Source organism: Stenotrophomonas sp. NRRL B-14846, assembly GCF_050473585.1.
Lineage (GTDB): Bacteria > Pseudomonadota > Gammaproteobacteria > Xanthomonadales > Xanthomonadaceae > Stenotrophomonas.
The window spans coordinates 390701-407776 of the sequence record NZ_JBFLUN010000023.1; the positions used below are offsets into that span (position 1 = coordinate 390701).

A 17076-nucleotide genomic window follows, 5' to 3' on the forward strand; every position below is an offset into this window, starting at 1 on the left:
TGTGACAGGGCGCGCGGATCTGCTGCGGGGCGCCGCGAACGCAGAACGGGCGCCCGAAGGCGCCCGTTCTGTCTGCATCTGTTGCCGGGGTCAGAGCCCTTTCCGGCGGAAAGGGATCCGACCCCGTGTACGCCGGTAGTGCCGGCCGCTGGCCGGCACCCCGCGGGCATCAGTAGCGGTAGTGGTCCGGCTTGAACGGGCCTTCCACCGGCACGCCGATGTAGTCGGCCTGTTCCTGGCTCAGGGTGGTCAGCTTCACGCCGATCTTTTCCAGGTGCAGGCGGGCCACTTCTTCGTCCAGCTTCTTCGGCAGCAGGTAGACCTTCTTCTCGTAGCTGTCCTTGTTCGCCCACAGGTCGATCTGTGCCAGGGTCTGGTTGGCGAAGCTGTTGGACATCACGAAGCTCGGGTGGCCGGTGGCGCAGCCCAGGTTCACCAGGCGGCCTTCGGCCAGCAGGAAGATCGCGTTGCCGTTCGGGAAGATGTACTTGTCCACCTGCGGCTTGATGTTGACGTGCTTGATGCCGGCGAACGACACCAGCGCGTCGACCTGGATCTCGTTGTCGAAGTGGCCGATGTTGCAGACGATGGCCTGGTCCTTCATCGCGCTCAGGTGCTCGATGCGGATGATGTCCTTGTTGCCGGTGGTGGTGACGTACAGGTCGGCACGGCCCAGGGTCGATTCGATGGTGTTGACTTCATAGCCTTCCATCGCCGCCTGCAGGGCGCAGATCGGGTCGATCTCGGTGACGATGACGCGCGCGCCATAGGCACGCAGCGATGCAGCGCAGCCCTTGCCGACGTCGCCGTAGCCGCAGACCACGGCCACCTTGCCGGCCAGCATCACGTCCATCGCGCGCTTCAGGCCGTCGGCCAGCGACTCGCGGCAGCCGTACAGGTTGTCGAACTTGCTCTTGGTGACCGAGTCGTTGACGTTGATTGCCGGGATCAGCAGGGTGCCGGCCTGGGCCAGCTGGTACAGGCGGTGCACGCCGGTGGTGGTCTCTTCGGAGACGCCCTTCCAGTCCTTGACCACGCGGCCCCAGTAACCCGGGCGCTCCTTGGCGACGCGCTTGAGCAGATTCTTGATGACCTGTTCTTCGTGCGAGGAGGAAGCGGTGTTGACCCAGTCGCTGCCGTTTTCCAGCTCGTAGCCCTTGTGGATCAGCAGGGTCACGTCACCGCCGTCGTCGACCACCAGCTCCGGGCCGGTCAGGGTGCCGTCGGCCAGGGTGAAGGTCAGCGCGTCCAGGGTGCAGTCCCAGTACTCTTCCAGGGTTTCGCCCTTCCAGGCGAACACCGGGGTGCCGGTGGCGGCGATGGCGGCAGCCGCGTGGTCCTGGGTCGAGAAGATGTTGCACGAGGCCCAGCGCACGTCGGCACCGATGTCCTTCAGGGTCTCGATCAGCACCGCGGTCTGGATGGTCATGTGCAGCGAGCCGGTCACGCGCACGCCCTTCAGCGGCAGCTCGGCCTGGTACTTGCGGCGGATCGACATCAGGCCCGGCATTTCGTGCTCGGCGATGTCCAGTTCCTTGCGGCCCCAGTCGGCCAGCGTGATGTCGCGGATCTTGTAATCACCTTCGGTGGAGAAGGTCTTGGCAACAGCGTTCATTCGTGTGCTCCGGTTGTGGGCGAGCGGGTGCTCGCATCTAGCCGGGCGCCGTTGTTACAAAGCCACCTTACCGAGCCTGGCCGGGCCTCATGGGATCCGGTCGCAGCGCCCCTCGGCAGGGGAGAACCCCCATTATATCGCGGCCCCGGCATGACATCCGGATGACCCAACCATCGGCAGATGGGGGCGCGTGCACGGCCTGTTAAGGTCGATGCTTTCACGCATCACGCAGGTAGAACGATGAGCATGCACGTGCGCCGTACGCGGCGCTGGACCGGCCTGGTCCTGTCGATGGGACTGCTGGCCGTGGCCCCGCTGGCCTGGGCGGTGGCCCCGCAGCCCGCAGCGGCACAGGCCCAGGGCGTCAATGGCTACGAACTGCCCTCGGCGGCGTTGCAGGCAGTGGTCGACGCACCGCGCGCGCCCTCGCTGTACCTGTCCCCGCGCCGCGACGTGGCCGCGCTGATGCAGATGCCGTCGCTGCCGTCGATCCAGGTGGTGGCGCAGCCGGAACTGAAGCTGGCCGGCCTGCGCATCAACCCGCGCACGTTCTCCGACAGCCGCTTCAGCTTCGGCGAGAAGCTGTGGCTGATGAACGTGGGCGACGGCAAGGAACGGCAGATCAGCGGCCTGCCGGCCAAGCTGTCGATCGCCAGCGTGATGTGGTCGCCGGACCAGAAGTGGCTGGCCTTCAACCAGGTCGAGGCCGCCAGCGGCGCCAACGAACTGTGGCTGGTGGACGTGGCCGGTGGCAGTGCACGCCGCCTGGTTGCCGGCCTGAACACGGTGATCGGCAGCGGCTACCAGTGGCTGCCGGACAGCCGCGGGCTGGTGGTGTTCACCCGCCCGGCCAACCTCGGTGCCGCCCCGGCCACCGACGGCATCCCGACCGGCCCGGCCGTGCAGCAGACCCGCCAGGGCGATGGCGTGGTGTCGATCCGTACCTACCAGGACCTGCTGAAGAACGAAGCCGACGCGCGCCAGTTCGACTACTACGCCACCTCCCAGCCGGTGGAAGTCAGCCTGGATGGCAATACCCGTGCGATCGGCGCGGCCGGCATCTTCATGGGCTTCTCGGTGTCGCCCGACGGCCGCTTCGTGCTGCGCCAGCCGGTGCAGCGCCCATATTCCTACGTGGTGCCGGTGGGCAGTTTCCCGCGCCGCATTGAAGTGATCGATCGTGCCAGCGGCAAGCTGGTGCATACCGTGGCCGTGCGACCGCTGGTGGAAGGCCTGCCTACCGGCAACGACGCCGAAGTGACCGGCGTGCGTGACATCGGCTGGCGTGGTGATGCCGAAGCGACCCTGGTCTGGGCCGAAGCGCAGGATGGTGGCGACCCCAACAAGGACGCCAAGGTGCGTGATGCGGTGCTGATGCAGGCCGCGCCGTTCGACAGGCCGCCGGTGACACTGGCCCAGCTTGGCAGCCGCCTGGCCGGCATCAGCTGGGGCCGCGGCGACCTGGCCCTGCTGACCGAATCGTGGTGGAAGACCCGCAGGACCAAGACCTGGCTGATCGCCCCGGACAATGCCAGCACCGAACCGCGCCTGCTGTGGGATCGTGACGCGCAGGACCGCTATGCCGATCCAGGCCGGCCGCTGCTGGCCAGCGACGAGCGCGGCCGTTGGCTGCTGCAGACCAGCGCCGATGGCAGCAGCCTGTACCTGGCCGGTGCCGGCGCTTCGCCGGAAGGCGACCGTCCGTTCGTGGACCGCTTCGACATCGCCACGGGCAAGGCGACGCGCCTGTTCCACTCGCAGGCGCCGAGCTATGCGCTGCCGGTGGCATTGCTGGACAACCAGGGCAGCTCGCTGCTGCTGAGCCGCGAAAGCCCGGACGAGCCGGCCAACTTCTACGTGCAGTCGCTGGCCGATGCCGGCGCTGCGCCGCGTGCGCTGACCCACTTCGCGCATCCGCTGCCGCAGTTGAAGGGCGTGCAGAAGGAGCAGATCCGTTACAAGCGCAAGGATGGCGTAGACCTGACCGCAACCCTGCTGCTGCCGCCGGGCTACGACCCGAAGCGCGACGGCCCGCGGCCGCTGCTGATGTGGGCCTATCCGGGTGAGTTCAAGAGTGCGGCCGCGGCCAGCCAGGTGACCGATTCGCCGTACCGCTTCAATGCGGTCAGCTACTGGGGCCCACAGGCGTTCCTGGCCAAGGGGTATGTGGTGCTGGCCAGCCCGTCGATGCCGATCATCGGTGAGGGCGACAAGGAGCCGAACGACACCTACATCGAACAGCTGGTGGCCAACGCGCAGGCCGCCGTGGATGAAGTGGTGCGCCGTGGCGTGACCGATCGCGATCACATCGCCATTGGTGGCCATTCCTACGGTGCGTTCATGACCGCCAACCTGCTGGCGCATACGCGCCTGTTCAAGGCGGGCATCGCGCGCAGCGGCGCCTACAACCGCACGCTCACGCCGTTCGGCTTCCAGGCCGAGGAGCGCAACTACTGGCAGGCGCAGGACGCCTACCAGAAGATGGCGCCGTTCAACTACGCCGACAGGATCAAGGATCCGATCCTGTTCATCCACGGCGTGGACGACAACAACTCCGGCACGTTCCCGATCCAGAGCGAGCGCATGTTCGCGGCGGTGAAGGGCCTGGGGGGCACCGCGCGGCTGGTGATGCTGCCGAACGAGTCGCATGCCTACCGCGCACGCGAATCGATCATGACCATGCTGGCTGAAAGCGAGCGCTGGCTGGAGCAGACCATCGGCCCGGCCGAGCAGGGCAAGACGAAGAAGAAGCGCTGACCGGACCCGGTAGTGCCGGCCGCTGGCCGGCAACCTCATGGAGCCACACAACCTGAGGTTGCCGGCCAGCGGCCGGCACTACCAGGTGAAACCATTTTTGCATCGCAGCACGACGCCCGTTCTGGTTTAGGCTTGGGGTCTGGATCCGTTGACCGAGGCCTGTGCGTCGCCGATGAACGAGTACCGCAGCAGCATCGAGTTTGCTTCCCCCGATCTTCCGCTTCGCGACGACGTGCGCCGGCTCGGCGCACTGGTCGGTGACCTGCTGGTCGAGCAGGTATCGGCGGCCTTCCTCGACGATGTCGAGGACGTGCGTACCCGCGCCATTGCCCGGCGCGAGAACCAGGCGCCACTGTCGGAGCTGGCCGAAGGCCTGGCCGGGCGCACGCCGCAGCAGGCAGAAACCATGGTGCGGGCCTTCAGCACCTACTTCCAGGTGGTCAACATCGCCGAGCGCGTGCATCGCATCCGCCGTCGCCGTGACTACCAGCGTGCCGGTACCGCCGGGGCGCAGCCCGACGGCCTGCAGGATGCGCTGCAGCACCTGAAGGCGCAGGGCGTGGGCCTGGACGAGCTGGCGCAGTGGCTGCCCCGCATCGACATCGAGCCGGTGTTCACCGCGCACCCGACCGAGGCCGTGCGCCGCGCGCTGCTGGAGAAAGAGCAGCTGATGGTGGCCAGCCTGGTCGACAACCTCGACGGCCAGCGCACGCCCGGAGAAGCCGCCGCCGATGCCGCGCGCTTCCGCATGGCGCTGACCGCCTCATGGCAGACCACCGATTCCTCGCCGGTGCGGCCCACCGTGGATGACGAACGCGAGCACGTCGGCTTCTATCTGGTGCAGGTGCTGTACCGGGTGATTCCGGTGCTGTACGAATCACTGCAGCAGGCGTTGCGCGATACCTATGGCGAGGAACTGCCGCTGCCACGCCTGCTGCGATTCGGCACCTGGGTGGGCGGTGACATGGACGGCAATCCGAACGTGGATGCCCACACCATCCGCAATACGCTGGATGCGCAGCGACAGGCGGTACTCGCGCGCTACCAGAAGGAACTGCTGCAGCTGGCCAGCCTGCTCAGCCAGTCCACCGAGCGGGTGGGGGTCAGTGATGCACTGCAGGCGCGCGTGGTGCAGTACCAACAGTTGCTGCCGCAGGTGCAGTCGCGCCCGCGCCATGCCGACATGCCGTACCGCCTGCTCAACGACCGCATGCGCGCCCGCCTGCAGGCGACGCTGGACGATGGCGAGGGCGCTTACGCCGGCCCGGACGAACTGATCGACGACCTGCAGCTGATCCTCGACAGCCTGCGTGCGAACCGCGGTGAGCATGCCGGTGGCTTTGCCGTGCAGCGCCTGCTGTGGCGGGTGAAGACCTTCGGCTTCCACCTGGCGCGGTTGGACGTGCGCCAGGAATCGAGCGTGCACGCGCGCGCGCTGGCCACCGTGCTGGGCGGCGACGCAGCATGGGACGGTCTGGATGCATTGGGTCGCGCGCGCCTGCTGGCGCCGCATGCCAGTGGTGACGCGCCATTGCCGAAGGGCGACGACGAAGGCAACCGGCGACTGGACGCGGTGTTCGCGGCGTTGGCCGATGCGCGTGCGCGCCATGGTGGCGATGCGCTGGGCAGCTACATCATCTCGATGGCACATGACCGCAGCGATGTACTGGCGGTGCTTGCGCTGGCACGCCGTGGCGGCCTGGTGGAAGCGGGCGGGGCGGTGCCGCTGGATATCGCGCCGCTGTTCGAGACGGTGGACGATCTCAAGCGTGGCACCGCGACCCTGCGCGACCTGCTGGCCGATCCGATCTATCGCGCACACCTGCACGCACGCGATGACGTGCAGATGGTGATGCTGGGCTATTCGGACAGCAGCAAGGACGGCGGCATCGCCGCTTCGCGCTGGGGCCTGCAGCGTGCGCAGGTGGAACTGCTGGAGGTGGCGGCCGAGGCCGGCATCCGCCTGACCTTCTTCCATGGCCGTGGTGGTTCGATCAGCCGTGGTGGCGGCAAGACCACGCACGCGGTGGATGCCTCGCCGCGCGGCAGCATCGATGGCCGCCTGCGGGTGACCGAGCAGGGCGAGGTGATCCATCGCAAGTACGGCATTCGTGCGCTGGCCCTGCGCTCGCTGGAGCAGGCCACCGGCGCGGTGCTGCGCGCCAGCCTGCGGCCGCGTGCCGCCGAACCACGCGAAGATGAGTGGCGGCCGGTGATGGACGCGGTGGCGTCTGCCAGCAGCGAGATATATCGCGCCTTCGTCGGCCAGGCCGGTTTCATGGATTACTTCCGCACCGCCACGCCGATCGACGTGATCGAGCGGATGACGCTGGGCTCGCGGCCGTCACGCCGGCTCGGCCAGGACGCGGCACTGGGCAACCTGCGTGCGATTCCGTGGGTGTTCGCCTGGAGCCAGGCACGCGCGGTGATTCCCGGCTGGTATGGCGTGGGTAGTGGCCTGCAGGCGGCAGTCGATGCTGGCCACGAGCAGACCCTGCGCGAGATGGCGCGTGACTGGCCGTTTTTCCGTACGTTCCTGGACGACATCGCGATGGTGCTGTCCAAGGGCGATATCACCATCGCCGAGCAGTTCTCGCTGTTGTCGGGCGACCTGCACGGGCGCTTCTTCCCGCAGGTGCAGCGCGAACTGGAACTCACCCGGCACTGGTTGCTGGCGCTGATGGACCAGCAGACGCTGCTCGACCACGATGCGCGGCTGGCGCTGTCAATCCGCCTGCGCAATCCCTACGTCGATCCGATCAGCGTGCTGCAGGTGGATTTGCTGCAGCGCTGGCGGGCCAGCGGGCGCGAGGATGACGAGTTACTGCGCGCGCTGGTGGCGTGCGTGAACGGTGTTTCGCAGGGTGTGCAGAACACGGGGTGAGGTGTTGCGGTAGTGCCGGCCGCTGGCCGGCAATTTCCTTCCGGGTTTCATGAAGTTGCCGGCCAGCGGCCGGCACTACCTCATTCCTCCTCCGGCGACGGCGGATTCGACGCCAGCAGTTCCAGATGGCGCTGCTCCATTTCCTGGCGCAGCTGGCGGCGGATCAATGCGGCTGCCTGGCGGCGCTTCTCGTCCGACGTGACCGGCTGCAGGGGCGGCACCGCCGTCGGCCGGCCTTCCTCATCCACGGCCACCATGGTGAAGAAGCAGCTGTTGGCGTGGCGCACGCTGCGCTTGAGGATGTCTTCGGCCACCACCTTGATGCCGATCTCCATCGACGAGGTGCCGGTATGGTTCACCGAGGCCAGGAAGGTGACCAGCTCGCCCACCGCGATCGGCTGGCGGAACATCACCTGGTCCACCGACAGGGTGACCACGTAGCTGCCGGCGTAGCGGCTGGCACAGGCGTAGGCGACCTGGTCGAGCAGGCGCAGGATGGCGCCGCCGTGGACCTTGCCGGAGAAATTGGCCATCTCCGGCGACATCAGCACGGTCATGGACAGCTGGTGGGTTTTCAGTTCGGTCGACATGCGGCGATTGTATCGACAACCGGTAGTGCCGGCCGCTGGCCGGCAATCACGCGACTGTTTCCGGAGGCCATGAAAAAGCCGGCCAGCGGCCGGCTCTACCAGAAGCAGAAGGGCCGCTTGCGCGGCCCTTCGTGTTTCTTACTTCAGCTTCGCATCGGCGCGCAGGGCGGCGGCGCGGTCGGTCTTCTCCCAGGAGAAGGCCGTGGCGTTGACGGTCTCGCCTTCGCCGTTGAGGTAGCTGAACTCCTTCGGCTTGCGGCCGAAGTGGCCATAGGCCGCAGTCTGCTGGTACATCGGGTGCACCAGGTCCAGCATCTTGATGATGCCGTACGGGCGCAGGTCGAAGTGCTTGCGGATCAGCTTCTCGATCTTGTCGTCGCTGATCTTGCCGGTGCCGAAGGTGGTGACCGAGATCGAGGTCGGCTCAGCCACGCCGATGGCGTAGGAGACCTGCACTTCGCAACGGTCGGCCAGGCCAGCGGCAACCACGTTCTTGGCGACGTAGCGGGCCGCGTAGGCAGCCGAACGGTCGACCTTGGACGGGTCCTTGCCGGAGAAGGCGCCACCACCGTGACGGGCCCAGCCGCCGTAGGTGTCGACGATGATCTTGCGGCCGGTCAGGCCGCAGTCGCCCACCGGGCCGCCGATCTCGAACTTGCCGGTCGGGTTGATGTGGAACTTGGTGCCCTTGTGCAGCCACTTGGCCGGCAGCACCGGCTTGATGATCTCTTCGCGGACGGCCTCGATGAGGTCCTTCTGCTTGATGCCCGGGGCGTGCTGGGTCGACAGGACCACGGCGTCGATGGCCGAGACCACGCCGTTTTCATAGCGCAGGGTGACCTGGCTCTTGGCGTCCGGGCGCAGCCACGACAGCGGCGAGTTCTTCTTCTTGCGGATCTTGGCCTGCTGCTCGACCAGGCGGTGCGACAGGTGGATCGCGGCCGGCATGTAGCTGTCGGTCTCGTTGGTGGCATAGCCGAACATCAGGCCCTGGTCGCCAGCGCCCATTTCTTCCGGCTTCTTGCGATCCACGCCCTGGGCGATGTGCGGCGACTGCTTGCCGATCAGGTTCAGCACGCCGCAGGTGGCGCCGTCGAAGCCGACGTCGGAGCTGTCGTAGCCGATGTCCGTGATGACCTTGCGGGTCAGCGCTTCCAGGTCGATCCAGGCGCTGGTGGTGATTTCACCGGCCACAATGGCAACACCGGTCTTGACCATGGTCTCGCAGGCCACGCGGGCGCGCTGGTCCTGGGTCAGGATCGCGTCCAGCACCGCATCGGAGATCTGGTCGGCAACCTTGTCCGGATGGCCTTCGGAGACCGACTCGGAGGTGAAGAGATAGCTGGACATCAGGCGTAATATCCCTTGATTCGGATGGAAAGATGGGCGCGAATGATACACGGGGTGCGCCGCCTGTGCATTGTGAACCTGTACCGGTTGCCGGTGGTTAAGCCCGCGTAGGCCCTGCAGGGGCCGTCCGGCCGGGATTGGGGCTCAGCCTCGAGGCCCAGTGTTCCACCAGCGTGACAACGCACCGGGCGGCTACCGGCCCCGACTGCGCGGGCCACAACGCCCGGCAGCGGCTGTGCGGCCGTCATCGTTCTGCCCAAAAACCGCCATCTGGCTGCCGCCTGCCGGGCGCAGGCTGTCGGCCAATCCGGCCGCCGGGCATGAGTGGATCTGCCATGCAGGAACTTGAACAGCGTCTCCAGCAACGCTTCCCCGATTGGTTCCATGGTCGTCGTGGCCAACTGGCCCGGCCCTTGCTGCGCAGCGTCGGCCGCTGGTCGCGGTTGGACCAGATCGAAGCCTTCCTGCAGCGCAGCTCAGGCCTGCGTGGCTTCGGCTTCGTCGCCGCCGGCCTGGAATTCATCGACGGCCAGTACCAGGTGGACCCGGCCGCGCTGGCCAGGATCCCGGCCACCGGCCGCCTGCTGATCGTCGCCAACCACCCCTCCGGGGCACTGGATGCCCTCGCACTGCTGGACGCGGTTGGCCGCATCCGCCGCGACGTGCGGATCGTGGCCAATGACCTGCTGGGGGCGATCGCGCCACTGCAGGACCTGCTGCTGCCGGTGCGCATCCTCGGTGGCAAGGCCCAGCGTGGCAGCCTGCATGCCGTCGAAGAGGCGCTGGCCGCCGAGCAGTGCGTGATCGTGTTCCCGGCCGGCGAGGTCTCGCGGCTGTCGCTGCGCGGCATCCGTGATGGCCGCTGGCAGCGCGGTTTCGTCCGCTTTGCCCGTGCCGCTGGCGCGCCGGTGCTGCCGGTGCGGGTGGAGGCGCGTAACTCGGCGCTGTTCTACGGCGCCTCGACCCTGTTCAAGCCGGCGGGCACCGCGCTGCTGGCGCGCGAGATGTTCACCCGTCGTGGCCGTCCGCTGCGGCTGAGCATCGGCGAGCCGATGCAGCTGGGCAAGGGCGGCGACCCGGGCGCACAGCTGCTGGCGGTGCGCCGCGCGCTGTATGCGCTGGGCCGCACTGGCGCGGCCGGCAATCCCGCAGCCTGCGCAGGCCCCGAGCCGCTGGCGGCCCCGGTGCCGCCTTCGCAGGTGGCCGCTGGCATTGCCGCGTCGACCCAGCTGGGCCAGACCGCCGATGGCAAGCAGATCCTGCTGGCGACCTGTACCGCCGATTCGCCACTGCTGCTGGAGCTGGGCCGCCTGCGCGAGCTGACCTTCCGCCAGGTGGGGGAGGGCACCGGGCGCAGCCGCGACCTGGACGACTACGATCCGCAGTACGAGCACATCGTGATCTGGGACGCCGCCGCGCAGCGCATCGCCGGTGCCTACCGCATCATGCGCGGCGCGCAGGCCCTGGCCCGGCATGGACTGTCCGGACTCTACAGCGCGTCGCTGTTCCGCTATTCCGACGATGCCATCACCCACATTGCCGAAGGCCTGGAATTGGGTCGCAGCTTCGTGGTACCCGACTACTGGGGCAGCCGCAGCCTGGATTACCTGTGGCAGGGCATCGGTGCCTACCTGCAGTGCCGGCCGGGCATCCGCTACCTGTTCGGCGCAGTGTCGATCAGCGCGGCGCTGCCGCGTGATGCACGCGAGCAGCTGGTGGCGTACTACCAGCGCTACTACAGCGGTACCGCGGGACTGGCCGAATCGAACCGCCCCTTCCAGTATTTCGCCGCACCGCCAAGTTTCGGCGAGCTGGATGCAGGTGCCGCGTTCGATGTGCTCAAGGCCAACCTGGCCGCACTTGGCACCGGCGTACCGACGCTGTACCGCCAGTACACCGATCTGTGCGAACCCGGCGGCGCGCGCTTCCTCGCCTTCGGCGTCGACCCTGACTTCAGTGATTCGATCGATGGCCTGATCGAAGTGGACCTGTGCGCGATACGGCCAAACAAGCGCAAACGCTACCTGCGCGACGCGGGGACGCCGGCATGAGCACGCTGGCGAACCTGTCGCCGCACCGGCGCGCAGTGTTCGTCTCCGACGTGCACCTGGGCTCACGTCATTGCCATGCCACCGAGCTGGCGCGGTTCCTCTCGCAGCTGCGCTGCGAACGGTTGTACCTGGTCGGCGACATCATCGACCTGTGGTGGATGGCGCATCGCCGCGCCAACTGGCGGCAGTCGCACAGCGAAGTCATCCAGGCCCTGCACGCGCTGCGCCGTGCCGGGACCGAGATCATCTACATTCCCGGCAACCACGACGCATCGTTGCGCCACGTATGTGGGCTGATGCTGCCGGCCATGCAGGTGCGCCGCCGCGCCATCCACGTGACCGCCGATGGCCGCCGGCTGCTGGTCGCGCACGGCGACGACTACGACGGCGTGACCCACTTCGGCGGCCTGCAGGAAAAGTTCGGCGACTGGCTGTACTACCGCATCCTGACCGGCAACCAGGCGCTGAACGCCGTGCGGCGCCGGCTGGGCATGCGCTACTGGTCGCTGTCGGAGTTCCTGAAGAAGCGCAGCGGCGCCGCCGAACGCTACATCGAGCGTTTCGTGCAGGCCGGGTTGGATGACGTGCGTCGGCGCGGCCTGGACGGCATCGTCTGCGGCCACATCCACCGCGCGGCGCTGGTCGAACGCGATGGCCTGGTCTACGCCAACGACGGCGACTGGGTGGAGAGCCTGACCGCACTGGCCGAAGACCATGATGGCGCGCTGCGCCTGCTCGACCACAACGGCCAGACCCTGGTGGAACTGCCGGGCGCGCGCATCAAGCAAGCGGCCTGACCCTCTCTTGTAGAGTCGAGCCATGCTCGACTGCTCTTCTCAGACTGCCCCGCGTACCGCAGTCGAGCATGGCTCGACGCTACAGAAAAGCGCGAGCGGCGCTCTTCAGCAGGTGTGCCATCGAGACGGCGCCCCCACAAGCCGCTAGCATCGGCCCATGGACTCCCTGACCCAGATCGTGCTCGGTGGCGCCGTCGCCGCTGCCATCGCCCCGCCCGGCCATCGCCGTGCGGCCCTGCTGGCCGGTGCCGCGCTTGGCACCCTGCCGGACCTCGATGCCCTGTGGCTTGGTTTCACCGCCGCCGACCCGGTGGCGAACATGATCGAGCACCGCAGCTTCAGCCATTCACTGCTGGTGCTGCCGTGGGTGGCTGCTCTGATCTGGTGGCTGTTCAAGCGCTTCGGCAACGGCCGCGTCGCGCAGTCGCCGGTGCGCTGGTTCTGGGCGATGCAGCTGGCGCTGGTCACCCATCCCGTGCTGGATGCGTTCACCGTCTACGGCACCCAGTTGTGGTGGCCGCTGCGCCCGCATCCGACCATGGGCTCCAGCGTCTTCATCATCGACCCGGGTTACACGGTGTGGCTTCTGCTGGGTTGCGTGCTTGCCTGGTTCGGTCGCGCCCGGCCCTGGGCGGGCAAGGTGCTGGGCGTGGCCCTGCTGCTCAGCAGTGGCTATCTGGGCTGGGGCCTGATCGCAAAGGCACAGGTCGACCGTGCCGCACAGCAGAGCCTGGCCGCGATGGGCCTGGGCGATGCGCCGCGCTTCTCGGTACCGATGCCGTTCAACACCCTGCTGTGGCGGGTGGTGGCGATGACGCCCAATGGCTACGTGGTGGGTGACCGCTCGCTGATGGCCGACCACGGGCCGATGCGGTTCGAAGGCCATGCGTCCAACGTGCAGGCATTGCGCGAAGCGCAGGCCATTCCGGCGGTGCAGCAGCTGCAGTGGTTCAACCGTGGCTTCATGCGTGCGCAGGTGGTTGACGGCCGGTTGGTGCTGAGTGACCTGCGCATGGGCCTGGAGCCGGACTACACCTTCAACTTCGTCGTGGCCGAACAGGCTGATGGGCAGTGGCGGGCGATCACGCCCGAGCAGGTGCGCGTGGATTACAGCAGTCCTGCCGCGCGCGCTGACGCTGGTCGCCGCCTGGCCGCGATGTGGCAGCGGATCTGGCAGGAGCCGGCAGCCTCCGCGACGGGTGCCGCGCACCCGTAGATCCACGCCATGCGTGGATGGCGTAGGCACCGGCGAAGGCAGCCACGCATGGCGTGGCTCTACTGCCTCCATCGGCAGCGCAGTGTCGCACCGGTAGATCCACGCCATGCGTGGATGAAGGGACATCGGCGGTGACAGCCACGCGTGGCGTGGCTCTACCGAATCAACATCGTACGAATCAATACACCGTCGCGCGGCCCTGCACGAACGAGTAGAAGAACACCGCGTTCGGGTCGTTCTGCACCAGGCGGAACTCGCGGCGCATGCCTTCCACGGTTTCCTCGTCCACCGAGCCGGCCTGCAGCAGCTGGTCGGCCGCCGACAGCAGCAGCTGCTCCCAGAACGCGATCATCGTCTTGCGACGGGCCGGTTCGCGGTTGTCCAGGTGGATGGTCTTGATCTCGGTATGCACGTCGCGGAAGCCGCCGGCCAGCAGCAGGTTGCCCAGCTTGGCGCCGACGAACGGGTCTCCCCCGTGGTCGTACTGGAAATCGTTGAAGGCCATCCAGTAGCGCCAGATATGCGGCGAATACGGGTCGAGCAGGAACGAGGCATTCATCACCTCGGTGATGTACACCGGCGAACCCGGCGCCAGCACGCGGCGCACTTCGCTCAGCACCCGCGCTGGTGACGGCACGTGCTCCAGCACCCAGCACAGGAACGCCGCGTCGAAGCTGCGTGCCTCGAACGGCAGCTCGCCGGCGTCGGCCTGCTGCAGGGTGTAGCGGTCGCTGCACCACGGCGTGCGCGCAAGGTTTTCGCGGGCGGTGGCCAGCTGCGTTTCGCTCAGGTCCACGCCGGTCACGTGCAGCTCGGGGAAGCGGCGCAGCAGGATCTCGGTCTGCGCGCCGACGCCGCTGCCGACTTCCAGCAGGCGCCGCGCGCCGCTGTAGTCGATCTGGCCGAAGATGCTCGATTCCAGCAGCCGGGCCTGGGTCATCAGGCGCTGCTGTTCGGTGCCGGAGAATCCGTGCAGGTAGGTCGGGGAGGAGATCGGCGGGGTCATGGGGGCGGGCTCTTGTAGCGTCGAGCGTGCTCGACGGCTCCGGGAATTCAGTCGAGCAAGCTCGACGCTACGGTTTGAGGAATCGAGCAAGCTCGACTCGACGGCGTGGCAGTACGCTCAGGCAGCAGATGGCAACGCCGGTTCCCCGGCGATCAGGCGGTCGAAGTACTCGGTGGTCAGTGCGATCTGGCTCTGCGGGTCTTCGGCGCGGTTGACCACTGCGCGGAAGGCAGCATTCTCTGGCCGGTCCTTGGCGTACCAGCCGAGGTGCTTGCGCGCGATGCGCACCCCCTGCGGCTCGCCATAGAACGCATGCAGCGCATGCAGGTGGCCAAGCAGGATGTCGCGCACTTCCGCCAGCGACGGCGGCGGCAGTTCCTCGCCGGTGGCCAGGTAGTGCGCCACCTCGCGGAAGATCCACGGCCGGCCCTGCGCGGAGCGACCGATCATCACTGCATCCACGCCGGTTTCCTTCAGGACGTACGCGGCCTTCTGCGGCGAGTCGATGTCACCGTTGGCGATCACCGGGATGCGCAGCGCCGCCTTGATCTCGCCGATGGTGCCGTACTCGGCCTGGCCGGTGTAATGCTGGTCGCGGGTGCGCCCATGCACGGCCAGCGCAGCGATGCCGCTGGCCTCGGCGATGCGGGCGATCACCGGGCCATTGCGGTGGTCGCAATCCCAACCGGTGCGGATCTTCAGCGTGACCGGCACGTCCACCGCGTTGACCACGGCTTCGAGGATGCGCGCCACCAGCTGTTCGTCGCGCATCAGTGCCGAGCCGGCCCAGGCGTTGCACACCTTCTTGGCCGGGCAGCCCATGTTGATGTCGATGATCTGCGCGCCGTGGTCCACGTTGTAGCGCGCGGCCTCGGCCAGCTGCTGCGGCTCGGTGCCGGCGATCTGCACGCTGATCGGTGCCGGTTCGCCCTCATGGTCCATGCGATGGATGGACTTGCGCGTGTTCCAGAAGCGCGGGTCGCTGATGGTCATTTCCGAGGCGGCCAGTCCCGCACCCAGCCGTTTGCACAGCAGGCGGAAGGGCTTGTCGGTGACGCCAGCCATGGGCGCCAGCACGACGTTGGGGGCAATGGTGTACGGGCCGATCTGCATGCGCCCATTGTAGGGCGCGGGCGGCGGTACGGCCGTGTCGGGCACGGTCCGGTTCAGGCCGATCGGCACCGACCTCATGCCGTACCGGCATCAGCAGATGCTTGACGGTTGCTTCCGCCGCCCCCAGGGGCGGGCGATGGTGGGCGGCTACCCCAGGCTCTGCCAGGCCTGGCGGGTCCCCACGGCGAAGGCCAGCCCCAGGCCCAGGCAGACCAGCGAGCTGGCCGCCCAGAAGCGCGCGCCGTTGTACCCCGGCCGGAACAACGCCAGGCCGAAACCCATCGCCGCGCGCAGCAGCAGCAATGCAGCAATACCGGGCAGCACCAGGCGGCTGCCCGGCAGCGGCGAATGCCAGCCCGCGGCTGCCAGTGCATACAGGGTCCAGGCCACCAGCACGGCCGTGATGCCGGCGGTCATCAGCGGCGGCCACCAATGCCCGGCCTGTGCCAGCCGGACCATGCGCGGGCCAGCACCGAAGTACCCGTACCAGGGGGCACCAAAAGCGATGCAGCCGATATGCAGCAGGGCCGCGATGGCACTGCCGGCGGCCGCGACCAGCAACCAGGGGAATCCGTCCATGTCCTGCCCGTGCAAGGAAGCTGCGCGGATGGTGGGCGAGGGGCAGGGTATGGGCAATGCGACCGGCAGTCGCAGCCGCTGGGAACTGGCCAAAAGAAAGGCCCGGGTGCCTGCACATCCGGGCCCTCTCATCCACGCATGGCGTGGATCTACCTTGCTTCGGAATCGGCCGGGGTGAAGCGCGGCATCGCCGCAGCGGCGCCTTCCTTCTCGGTCGAACGGCCGGCGAACTGGTTGGCGAAGCGCACGTGGCGGGCGAACGGGGCGTCGGCCACCTGCGCCAGCGATGCGGCCAGCGCACCGTTGAAGGCATCACCGGCACCGGTGGTGTCGATCGCCTGCACCTGTTCGGCACCCACGCGGTAGTACGGCTGGGTATCGCCGCGCAGGTTCTCATCGGCATGCGACACGAACACGCCCACCGAACCCAGGGTCACCACCACGGTACCGTTGCCGACCAGCTTGCGGCACAGCGCGTGCAGGCTGGCGCCATCCAGCGCGGCGACGTCGTTGGCTTCCACGCGCTCGCCGACATGGCGGCCGAGCAGGGCGGCGAACTCAGTCTCGTTCGGGGTGATCACATCGGCCAGCTTGAGCAGGCCAATGGTCGAGGGTGCGTCGGCCGGTGCGGTGTTGAGCACCGTGGTGACACCGGCTTCGCGGGCCGTGGCCAGCGCCGCTTCGATGGTCGGTACCGGCGATTCCAGCTGCACCAGCACCACCTTGGCGGCCGTCAGCAGGGCCTGCTGCTGTTGCAGGAAGTCGGTGCTCAGCGCGGCATTGGCGCCCGGGCCGATCACGATGGTGTTGCGGCCACGGGCATCGACGTAGATGCCTGCGGTGCCGGTCGGCTCGCTGCTGGCCTCGGCGATCAGCGCGAAGCCATCCTGTGCGGCCAGTTCGCGCGCGGTGGCGCCACCGGCGTCATCGCCCAACGCGCACACGAAGTGGGTGTCGGCGCCGGCGCGGCAGGCGGCCACGGCCTGGTTGAAGCCCTTGCCACCGGGGCCGGTGCTGTAACGGCCGGCAATGGTCGCACCCGGTGCCGGCAGCGACTCGCACCGCCACACGTGATCGACATTGAAGGAACCGACGACAACGACACTGCTGCTCATAGG

At 67.8% G+C, this 17076-nt stretch carries 12 protein-coding genes and 1 riboswitch; of the genes, 5 read left to right on the top strand and 7 right to left on the bottom strand.

Annotated elements, in window-relative coordinates; genetic code table 11:
- Positions 1 to 169: 169 nt before the first annotated feature.
- A complete protein-coding gene (ahcY, locus tag AB1281_RS23570) occupies positions 170 to 1615 on the bottom strand; it encodes an adenosylhomocysteinase (RefSeq protein WP_004154241.1) in 1446 nt (481 codons plus the stop codon).
- A gap of 36 nt (positions 1616 to 1651) precedes the next feature.
- A riboswitch (S-adenosyl-L-homocysteine riboswitch) is annotated at positions 1652 to 1735 on the bottom strand.
- Positions 1736 to 1855: 120 nt separating this feature from the next.
- Here ahcY and AB1281_RS23575 point away from each other — a divergent pair.
- On the top strand, positions 1856 to 4372 hold the full coding sequence (locus AB1281_RS23575; RefSeq protein ID WP_430347200.1) for a S9 family peptidase: 2517 nt from the start codon (positions 1856 to 1858) through the stop codon (positions 4370 to 4372).
- Positions 4373 to 4544: 172 nt separating this feature from the next.
- Positions 4545 to 7256, top strand: a complete 2712-nt coding sequence (gene ppc / locus AB1281_RS23580; RefSeq protein WP_430347201.1) for a phosphoenolpyruvate carboxylase — start codon at positions 4545 to 4547, stop codon at positions 7254 to 7256.
- 80 nt (positions 7257 to 7336) lie between these two features.
- Here ppc and AB1281_RS23585 read toward each other — a convergent pair whose 3' ends face one another.
- Together AB1281_RS23585 and metK are read right to left on the bottom strand one after the other, a co-directional pair.
- Positions 7337 to 7846: an acyl-CoA thioesterase gene (locus AB1281_RS23585; RefSeq protein ID WP_430347202.1), complete on the bottom strand. Its 510-nt coding sequence runs from the start codon at positions 7844 to 7846 to the stop codon at positions 7337 to 7339.
- 138 nt (positions 7847 to 7984) lie between these two features.
- The gene (metK, locus tag AB1281_RS23590) at positions 7985 to 9196 is read right to left on the bottom strand and encodes a methionine adenosyltransferase (protein WP_010481882.1); all 1212 of its coding nucleotides are present in this window, start codon (positions 9194 to 9196) and stop codon (positions 7985 to 7987) included.
- Positions 9197 to 9531: 335 nt separating this feature from the next.
- On the opposite strand from metK, the gene AB1281_RS23595 reads away from it, so the two are divergent.
- The 3 genes from AB1281_RS23595 (at position 9532) to AB1281_RS23605 (ending at position 13260) form a co-directional block, all read left to right on the top strand.
- Entirely contained in the window at positions 9532 to 11247 is a 1716-nt protein-coding gene (locus AB1281_RS23595) for a lysophospholipid acyltransferase family protein (protein WP_430347203.1), read from the top strand.
- On the top strand, positions 11244 to 12044 hold the full coding sequence (locus AB1281_RS23600; protein WP_014036008.1) for a UDP-2,3-diacylglucosamine diphosphatase: 801 nt from the start codon (positions 11244 to 11246) through the stop codon (positions 12042 to 12044). The genes AB1281_RS23595 and AB1281_RS23600 overlap by 4 nt, the downstream gene beginning before the upstream one ends.
- A gap of 157 nt (positions 12045 to 12201) precedes the next feature.
- On the top strand, positions 12202 to 13260 hold the full coding sequence (locus AB1281_RS23605; protein ID WP_430347204.1) for a metal-dependent hydrolase: 1059 nt from the start codon (positions 12202 to 12204) through the stop codon (positions 13258 to 13260).
- A gap of 178 nt (positions 13261 to 13438) precedes the next feature.
- On the opposite strand, the gene AB1281_RS23610 is transcribed toward AB1281_RS23605, so the two are convergent.
- From AB1281_RS23610 to AB1281_RS23625, 4 genes are all read right to left on the bottom strand, one after another.
- Positions 13439 to 14266, bottom strand: coding sequence for a class I SAM-dependent methyltransferase (locus tag AB1281_RS23610; protein ID WP_005408109.1), 828 nt, complete (start codon positions 14264 to 14266; stop codon positions 13439 to 13441).
- 117 nt (positions 14267 to 14383) lie between these two features.
- Positions 14384 to 15379 (bottom strand): tRNA dihydrouridine synthase DusB, encoded by a 996-nt coding sequence (dusB, locus tag AB1281_RS23615; protein ID WP_101766374.1) that lies wholly within the window; start codon positions 15377 to 15379, stop codon positions 14384 to 14386.
- A gap of 147 nt (positions 15380 to 15526) precedes the next feature.
- Positions 15527 to 15958 (bottom strand): hypothetical protein, encoded by a 432-nt coding sequence (locus AB1281_RS23620; protein ID WP_430347205.1) that lies wholly within the window; start codon positions 15956 to 15958, stop codon positions 15527 to 15529.
- 149 nt (positions 15959 to 16107) lie between these two features.
- A complete protein-coding gene (locus tag AB1281_RS23625; protein WP_430347206.1) occupies positions 16108 to 17073 on the bottom strand; it encodes a ribokinase in 966 nt (321 codons plus the stop codon).
- Positions 17074 to 17076 lie beyond the last annotated feature (3 nt).

Excerpts from the sequence above, each read along its gene's own strand:
- ahcY (WP_004154241.1), bottom strand. The coding sequence starts at position 1,615 with ATGAACGCTGTTGCCAAGACCTTCTCCACCGAAGGTGATTACAAGATC.
- AB1281_RS23575 (WP_430347200.1), top strand. The coding sequence starts at position 1,856 with ATGAGCATGCACGTGCGCCGTACGCGGCGCTGGACCGGCCTGGTCCTG.
- ppc (WP_430347201.1), top strand. The coding sequence starts at position 4,545 with ATGAACGAGTACCGCAGCAGCATCGAGTTTGCTTCCCCCGATCTTCCG.
- AB1281_RS23585 (WP_430347202.1), bottom strand. The coding sequence starts at position 7,846 with ATGTCGACCGAACTGAAAACCCACCAGCTGTCCATGACCGTGCTGATG.
- metK (WP_010481882.1), bottom strand. The coding sequence starts at position 9,196 with ATGTCCAGCTATCTCTTCACCTCCGAGTCGGTCTCCGAAGGCCATCCG.
- AB1281_RS23595 (WP_430347203.1), top strand. The coding sequence starts at position 9,532 with ATGCAGGAACTTGAACAGCGTCTCCAGCAACGCTTCCCCGATTGGTTC.
- AB1281_RS23600 (WP_014036008.1), top strand. The coding sequence starts at position 11,244 with ATGAGCACGCTGGCGAACCTGTCGCCGCACCGGCGCGCAGTGTTCGTC.
- AB1281_RS23605 (WP_430347204.1), top strand. The coding sequence starts at position 12,202 with ATGGACTCCCTGACCCAGATCGTGCTCGGTGGCGCCGTCGCCGCTGCC.
- AB1281_RS23610 (WP_005408109.1), bottom strand. The coding sequence starts at position 14,266 with ATGACCCCGCCGATCTCCTCCCCGACCTACCTGCACGGATTCTCCGGC.
- dusB (WP_101766374.1), bottom strand. The coding sequence starts at position 15,379 with ATGCAGATCGGCCCGTACACCATTGCCCCCAACGTCGTGCTGGCGCCC.
- AB1281_RS23620 (WP_430347205.1), bottom strand. The coding sequence starts at position 15,958 with ATGGACGGATTCCCCTGGTTGCTGGTCGCGGCCGCCGGCAGTGCCATC.
- AB1281_RS23625 (WP_430347206.1), bottom strand. The coding sequence starts at position 17,073 with ATGAGCAGCAGTGTCGTTGTCGTCGGTTCCTTCAATGTCGATCACGTG.